Source organism: Magnetococcales bacterium, assembly GCA_015231925.1.
GTDB lineage: Bacteria > Pseudomonadota > Magnetococcia > Magnetococcales > JADGAQ01 > JADGAQ01.
In genome coordinates this window covers 31,233-37,609 of record JADGAQ010000016.1, presented here as the reverse complement: position 1 = coordinate 37,609, position 6,377 = coordinate 31,233, and the positions used below count along the sequence as shown (strand labels likewise).

At 61.4% G+C, this 6,377-nt stretch carries 4 protein-coding genes; 3 read left to right on the top strand and 1 reads right to left on the bottom strand.

The features are described 5' to 3' along the window. Positions 1-259: 259 nt before the first annotated feature. Positions 260-1,444, bottom strand: coding sequence for a hypothetical protein (locus tag HQL56_03645; protein ID MBF0308604.1), 1,185 nt, complete (start codon positions 1,442-1,444; stop codon positions 260-262). A 56-nt stretch (positions 1,445-1,500) separates the two neighbouring features. On the opposite strand from HQL56_03645, the gene HQL56_03640 reads away from it, so the two are divergent. The 3 genes from HQL56_03640 to HQL56_03630 all read left to right on the top strand — a co-directional run bounded on the left by HQL56_03640 (position 1,501) and on the right by HQL56_03630 (position 6,004). Further along, a complete protein-coding gene (locus HQL56_03640) occupies positions 1,501-3,090 on the top strand; it encodes an SUMF1/EgtB/PvdO family nonheme iron enzyme (GenBank protein MBF0308603.1) in 1,590 nt (529 codons plus the stop codon). Positions 3,091-3,344: 254 nt separating this feature from the next. Then, positions 3,345-4,577 carry a caspase family protein gene (locus tag HQL56_03635; protein ID MBF0308602.1) on the top strand — a complete coding sequence of 411 codons (1,233 nt, stop codon included), beginning with the start codon at positions 3,345-3,347 and terminating at the stop codon, positions 4,575-4,577. Between the two features lie 23 nt (positions 4,578-4,600). Continuing rightward, positions 4,601-6,004 carry an SUMF1/EgtB/PvdO family nonheme iron enzyme gene (locus HQL56_03630; protein ID MBF0308601.1) on the top strand — a complete coding sequence of 468 codons (1,404 nt, stop codon included), beginning with the start codon at positions 4,601-4,603 and terminating at the stop codon, positions 6,002-6,004. The last annotated feature ends 373 nt before the right edge of the window (positions 6,005-6,377 follow it).

Below are 6,377 nucleotides of genomic sequence, written 5' to 3'. Positions count from 1 at the left end.
CAAACCTCCCGAGAGCCAACCGGAAGGGCGGCGGGCGGGGGAGTCCGGAGGGGGCGTGCCCCCTCTGGTGGGTCCAGGGCGAAGCCCTGGTCGCGTTGACCGCTGGCCGGAGCGGCATGCGTTCCCATGATGTCGATTTCACGCGGGACGCTTCAGATTTCCCCCTGGGGAAAATCCGGGACAATTCCCTCCTTGAATTCCGATCATCCCGGATGGCCCCTTTCGCCAAATCACCCGGATTTGCCCCATCTTTTCCGGATCAACGGATCCGGTAGGGAATGACCGTGAGCAGATAGGGCTCCGTCTGGTTCGCCAGCAGATCCATGAAGGTTGGATAGGTGGTCCATTTGCCTTTCGGGTCGTTCGCATGGGCAAGTTGTTCGAAGGGGAAATCCCCCGCCGTGGAGGCCACGACGATCAGTGCGGAGACCTCTTCCACCTCTGCCAGATCCCTGGAGGCGAATTCCAGCGGCTCGCTTTCGGCGGGTCGGGGAAATGCGAGTTCCTTTCCCGGTTCCAGGACGATGCGGGCCAGGGAGCCCCCCGGGAAATCGGCATTGGGGTAGAGACGCAGCAGGTGATCGAAGGGATCCAGGGAGTAGATGCCGAGAAAGAGTGGTCTGGAGTGGGCGGAACGCACCACGAACCGCACCACCTCGCCTGCCTCGAAGAGATTGCCGCCTGCGGCGAAGCGGCCCGACAGGGCGTTGCGACTGGAGGCGGGCTGGCGATGCACCCGGCCTTGCACCACGGCATGGGCCAGGGAATTGTCGTTTTTCAGGGTGGAGCCTTCGTGCTGGATCACGCCCAGGGCCAGTTTTTCGAAGAGCCCCGTCATCTCCGGGGGGGAGGAGAGCAATGGCGGCGCGCTTTTTGGGGCAGAATCGGTTCGCGAGAGGAGTTCGGCCCGTGCCGCCAGGCGTGCGGCCATGCGAGCATAGTCGGGGCTGCCGAATCCGGCGATGCGGGCCTGGCCCTGGCTCTGCTCCTCCCGGCCCAGACAGTTCACCTCCTCCCGGGGAATTTCGATGGTGGCGGGCTCCAGGCGATCCTTGATTCGCAATTCAAGAAAAACCTGGGATGGATTTTCCAGGCGGTAGAGGCCGGTCACGCGGATCTTTTCAGCCTCGGGAACCGTTTGCCGATTGAAGAAAAGGGCTTCGTGGAGCTTGCCGGCGAAATAGTCCCCGCAGGCGCCGGGTTGCCCGCTTTCGCCCTCAAGGACGGAGACGCGCTCCTTGAGGTCGAAGGCGCCGAGCTGCTCCTTCAAACGGCAGGCAAGACGGTAAAGATGACCGTCGAGGCCCGGGACCGGGCGGATACAGGGATCGGTTTGGTTCTGAGTGGCCATCGGCGCGGCGGGAGGCGTCTCCCGTGGAGGAAGGATGGCGGCGCATCCGGCGAGAAGAAGCAGGCCGGGGATCATTCCCTGGGACAGGCGCATGGTAAATCCTTTCCGAACTGCATGGTCGTTTCCGTTGACTGCCCCATGATATCCCGGTGTGCGGAGTCTGGAAAGAGGTTCGTTTCCACCTGGGATTGCGTTACCATGCGGGGATGTGGCAGACGAAACGGCTGGTGAAGGAGATGGAAGCGATGCACGGGAAGAGAGTCCTGGGCGGGCTGATACTGCTGTTGATCGGGTTGAACACGGGGCTGGTCCGGGGGGAGGAGTACATCCCAAAGGAGCAGCTGCCCGATGACCCGCAGGTGCGGCTCTGGGAGGAGCAAAAGCGACAGCAGCGGCAGCAGGAGAACGAGGTCAGGCGTCAGCGGATTCAGAACGAGCAGCAGAAGTCGGAGGAGGCGCGGAAAGAGCAGGAACGTCTGGAACGTCTGGCGCGGGAGGAGGCGCAGCTGGCCGAACAGGAAAAGCAGGCGCGGGAGGAGCGGCTCCGCCAGGAGGAGCAGCTGGAGCGCTCCCGGCGGCAACGATTCCAGGAACTGGTCGATCGGATCGAACGGCTGATCGCCGGCAACGGCAGCCGGGAGGAGGCTTCCAGACTGCTGGTCAGCGCGGCGGAACTCTATCCCGACGATGCCCGGTTGCCCGGCCTGAAGGGGCGCATTGCCCGGATGAGGGATGATGCGGAGGTGGACCGCATAGCCAACGAGATTCTCAAGGGGGCAGGGGCAGAGGAGCTTCGCAAGTCGGCGGAATTGGATCGTGCGGCAGCGACAGCAGCAGCGGAATTGGACAGGGAATCAGGCCTGGAATTGGACAGGGAACCAGGCCTGGAATTGGACAGGGAACCAGGCCTGGAATTGGACAGGGAATCAGGCCTCCAGACAGTGGTGGAAGGCCAAGCCCCGCCCTGCTGGGACAAACCTGGGAGGGTTGCCGGGGAGTGTATTGAATCGACGACGGGTATGGAATTTGTGTGGGTTCCTGGGGGAACGTTTGACCTTGGAAAAGGGTGGAATGTGCAACGCGGGGTACCTGTGGAGGGCTTTTGGCTGGGGAAGTACGAGGTGACCAACGGGCAGTACCGGAAGAAGGAGTCGGGACATCGCAGTGGGGAGTATGGGGGATTATCGCTGGAAGGGGAGGACCAGCCTGTTGTTGAGGTGAGTTGGGACAACGCCAAGGAGTACGCAGATTGGCTGAGCGGGCTGGGGCATGGGAAGTTTGGCTTACCGACGGAGGCGCAGTGGGAGTATGCGGCGCGAGGGGGGACGATGACCGAGCGTTTTTGGGGGGATGACCCGAAAGAAGCGTGCCAATACGCTAATGTGCATGATGTGACCTCGAAGAGGGTGCTTGGTTTCTCTTTATTAGGGGATGAGCATGCCTGCGACGACACCTATGCGGTGACGGCTCCGGTTCATGACGGGAAGCGGAAGCCGAATCCGTTTGGATTGTATGACATGCTGGGGAATGTATGGGAGTGGACGTGTTCTTGGTACGATTCTTACAGTAGTTCGGAGATGATGTATGCCAGATGCGATGGAGGGGGTTCCATCCGGGTCACTCGGGGCGGTAGTTGGAACGACTACCCCTCTTTCGTTAATTCCGCTAAACGCTACAATATCTCGCCTGGCAGTCGGTACGGCAACCTGGGTTTTCGCCTATCCAGGCCTAATCCATAGACCTTTTTTCTTTGTTCGTTTGGGTCAGAAGCGTTGCCGTTGACTTTTGATTTTGCAGTGGGTGCTTGGTATAGCCAGCCGCCCGAGAGCCGCAGGGAAGGATGGCGGGTGGGGGAGTCCCGAGGGGGCAAGAGCAGTCGGAGTTAGTGGCCGACCGGCGGCAGGTTGAATCGGCTTGTTGACTCACTGGAAGAAGGCATTGAGAAGGTGGTAGACAGGATTTTCCCATTGCATCGCTTTGACGAGGTATTGCCATGTTCATTTTGAAGAGATGGGTACTCGGTGGTTTGGTTCTGCTGCTTGCCGGCTGCGAGGCGCTCCCTTCCGGAAACCTGAAGCAGACGGTGGAGGGTGGGCTGGGCAGGGCGGCGAAGGGAGGGGCTTCATCCTGCTCGGTGGAAGGGTTGGATATGGCCAACTCGGGGAAGTGGACGCTGGAGCAGTGGAAAAAGGCCCACGATCTCTGTCCGGAAGGCGCCTGGGCCGGGGTCAATTACGCCCTGCATCTGCGACAGGCTGGAAACACCAGGGAATCGCTCGACCTGGCGCGACGCTTCGAGGGGAAATCTCCCGAAGCCCGGGATCTGGTGTCCAGCCTGGGAGGGAGCCGGGTTGTCGATCCGCCCAAAATCGAAACGCCATCGTCGTGGAATTTCCAGCGTGCCCTCGACGACTACAGCGACATGGTCTTCGTGGCCATCGGCAACAAGACCTACGGTGAGGGTATTGACGTCAAAGGCACACGTTTTGCCGATCAGGATGCCCGGGCCATGGCGCTGTTTGCCGAAAAGGCGCTGGGGATCCCGGCGCACCTGCGTATTCTTGGGGCGGAAGGCTATACCTCGGCGAGGATACGCGCCCTGCTTGAACCCGAAGGCCGGCTGAAGGAACTGGCGGATCAGTATAACGCCCGAAGGCTGTTCTTCTACTACTCCGGACACGGAATCGCCCCTCCGGAAACCAACGGGGACGGCCAGAATGTGGCCCGGCTGCTGGGCAAGGAGGCGGAGCCGGGAAGTCAAAGACAGGCTTCGGTTCCCCTGAAGGAGATTGTCGAAAAGGTGGAGCAACTGGGATACAGGGAGTTGATTCTGGTGGTGGATGCCTGTTTCAGCGGAAATGTGGCCACCAATACACGATTCGGTATTGATCGCCCCACCAGGCAGGAGGCTACAGACGACATTCGGGGTCTTGGCCCGCGTGCCCCGACTCGCCCTGCGGCGCGCCCGGCTTCACTTTCCCTGATCAAGATCACCGCCACCCGTGAAAATCAGGAGGCCAGGGAAGACGAGCAGAACGGGCATGGATTGATGACCTACCATCTGTTACGGCAGTTGGAGTGGCGGCAGGGCAGAGTGGTGGACGTGGCTGCCCTGAAGCGGAGCCTCCCTCCGGCGGTGGACAATGCCGCTTTCACCAAGAGCGGGGTGGGGCAGTTCCCCATGGTGCTCGGAAACGACCAGACGACGCTGGTGCGCTACCGCTAGCCGGGCTGGCAAAGGGAGTGGGCATGGACGGGAGCCGGTGGATTTCGGGACGGTGGATGATGACGGGGAGTTTGGCTCTGCTGGTCTGGGGCGGTCCGATGCAGGCGGAGGAGTACATCCCGCCGGAGCGGATGGAGAACGACCCCCAGGTGCAACTGTGGCGCAAGCGGCAGCAGGCGGAGAGCGAGGCGAGGCAAAAGCAGTTGCAGGATGAGGCGGAAACGAGCCGTCGCACGGGAGAGCGTTTGCAGCAAACGTTGCGGGAGGAGGAAGAGGCCCGGCAACGGGTTCTGGAGGAGAAGGCTCGGCTGGACCGGCAGAAGGAGGAGGTTTTCCGGGGCTGGCTGGAGCGGCTTGCGGCGGCCATCGGGGAGGGTCGCAAGGAGGATGCCGCCCGCTATTACCGGGAGGCGGTTGCAGTGCTGCCGACAGACAAGAGACTGGCCGGTCTTCAGGAACGGATTGCGAAGATGAGGGAGCCGGAGCCGCCGTCCCCGCCCCCCTCTCCGTCTCCGGACCCCAGTCCGTGGCCGGACCCCAAGAGGTTCGAACCTGCCTCTACAACTGGAAATGCATTTGGGAAAGGGACCGAATGGGGATGGAAAAGCCTTCCTGAAGGGGGGCGTTTGCCATTGATTCCTGCCATAGAAGAAGAGGCCCGCAAGGCAAAGGCCGCGAAATCAGGCACCCCCCCGCCCTGCTGGGACAAACCGGGCAAGCAGGCCAACGAGTGCATCGATTCCCGGACCGGGATGGAGTTTGTCTGGGTGCCTGGGGGCACCTTTCGCATGGGGGCTCCCGAGGATCGATCCGGGCCGGAAGTGGCGCTGAAGGGATTCTGGCTGGGGAAGTACGAGGTGACGCAGGGGCAGTGGCAGGGGGTGATGGGAAACAACCCCTCGGGGTTCAAGAAAGGGGCCGGTTTTCCGGTGGAGAGTGTCAGTTGGAACGAGATTCAGGGGTTTCTGGACAAGCTGAACGGGTCGGGAAAGCGGCAGTTCGAGTTGCCGACGGAGGCGCAGTGGGAGTATGCGGCGCGGGACGGTGGCCGGGACATTTTGTATCCTTGGGGAGATGAGGATCCGGTGTGTCGCAAGGGCGTGCGCAATGGGGCAAAGTTCGACGACAACAAAGATTGCGATGATACGGGAACGGAACCGGTGGGGAGTTACGCCGCCAGTCCCAATCTCGGGCTGTATGACATGGCTGGAAATGTCTGGGAGTGGACGTGTTCGAGGTGGGAGTCACCGTATGACATGGAATACAAGAAGTGTGCCGATTGGGAGATTTTTAGCTCCAACCGGGTGTATCGGGGCGGCAGCTGGCGCAACAGCCCGGCCGGCGTCCGCTCCGCCTATCGCAGCAGGTACGACCCGGACGACCGGTTCGACAACCTGGGCTTCCGCCTTTCGAGGACTGGCCCTTGACCCTTTTACGCTTGTTCCCTTGGGCGCGAAGCGCTCTCTGTTGACGTTCAGGCAGTTGAGGTGGCCCGTGGTCCTGGAGGTTGGCGAGAGGGAGGTCCGCGAAGCGGCAAACCTCCCGAGAGCCAACCGCAAGGGCGGCGGGCTTCCGAGGGAGTCCGGAGGGGGCTTTTTGCCCCCTCTGGTGGATTCCAAAGGCGAAGCCTTTGGTCGCGATATTTTTCGGGTGCGAGACCCTTTCGCAAGCACTGGAACCCTTTGCGCCAGACGGTTGCTGCACCGTTGGAAAATAGCGTGTAAAATATAAGCCAATTGCCTGACGGCGAAGCAATGGGTCAAGGCGATCTGAATGAATGATAAATGAAAAGTCAAAGGA

Bases quoted from the DNA above. Each gene is read 5' to 3' on its own strand.
- HQL56_03630 (MBF0308601.1), top strand. From the start codon at position 4,601: ATGGACGGGAGCCGGTGGATTTCGGGACGGTGGATGATGACGGGGAGT.
- HQL56_03635 (MBF0308602.1), top strand. From the start codon at position 3,345: ATGTTCATTTTGAAGAGATGGGTACTCGGTGGTTTGGTTCTGCTGCTT.
- HQL56_03645 (MBF0308604.1), bottom strand. From the start codon at position 1,444: ATGCGCCTGTCCCAGGGAATGATCCCCGGCCTGCTTCTTCTCGCCGGA.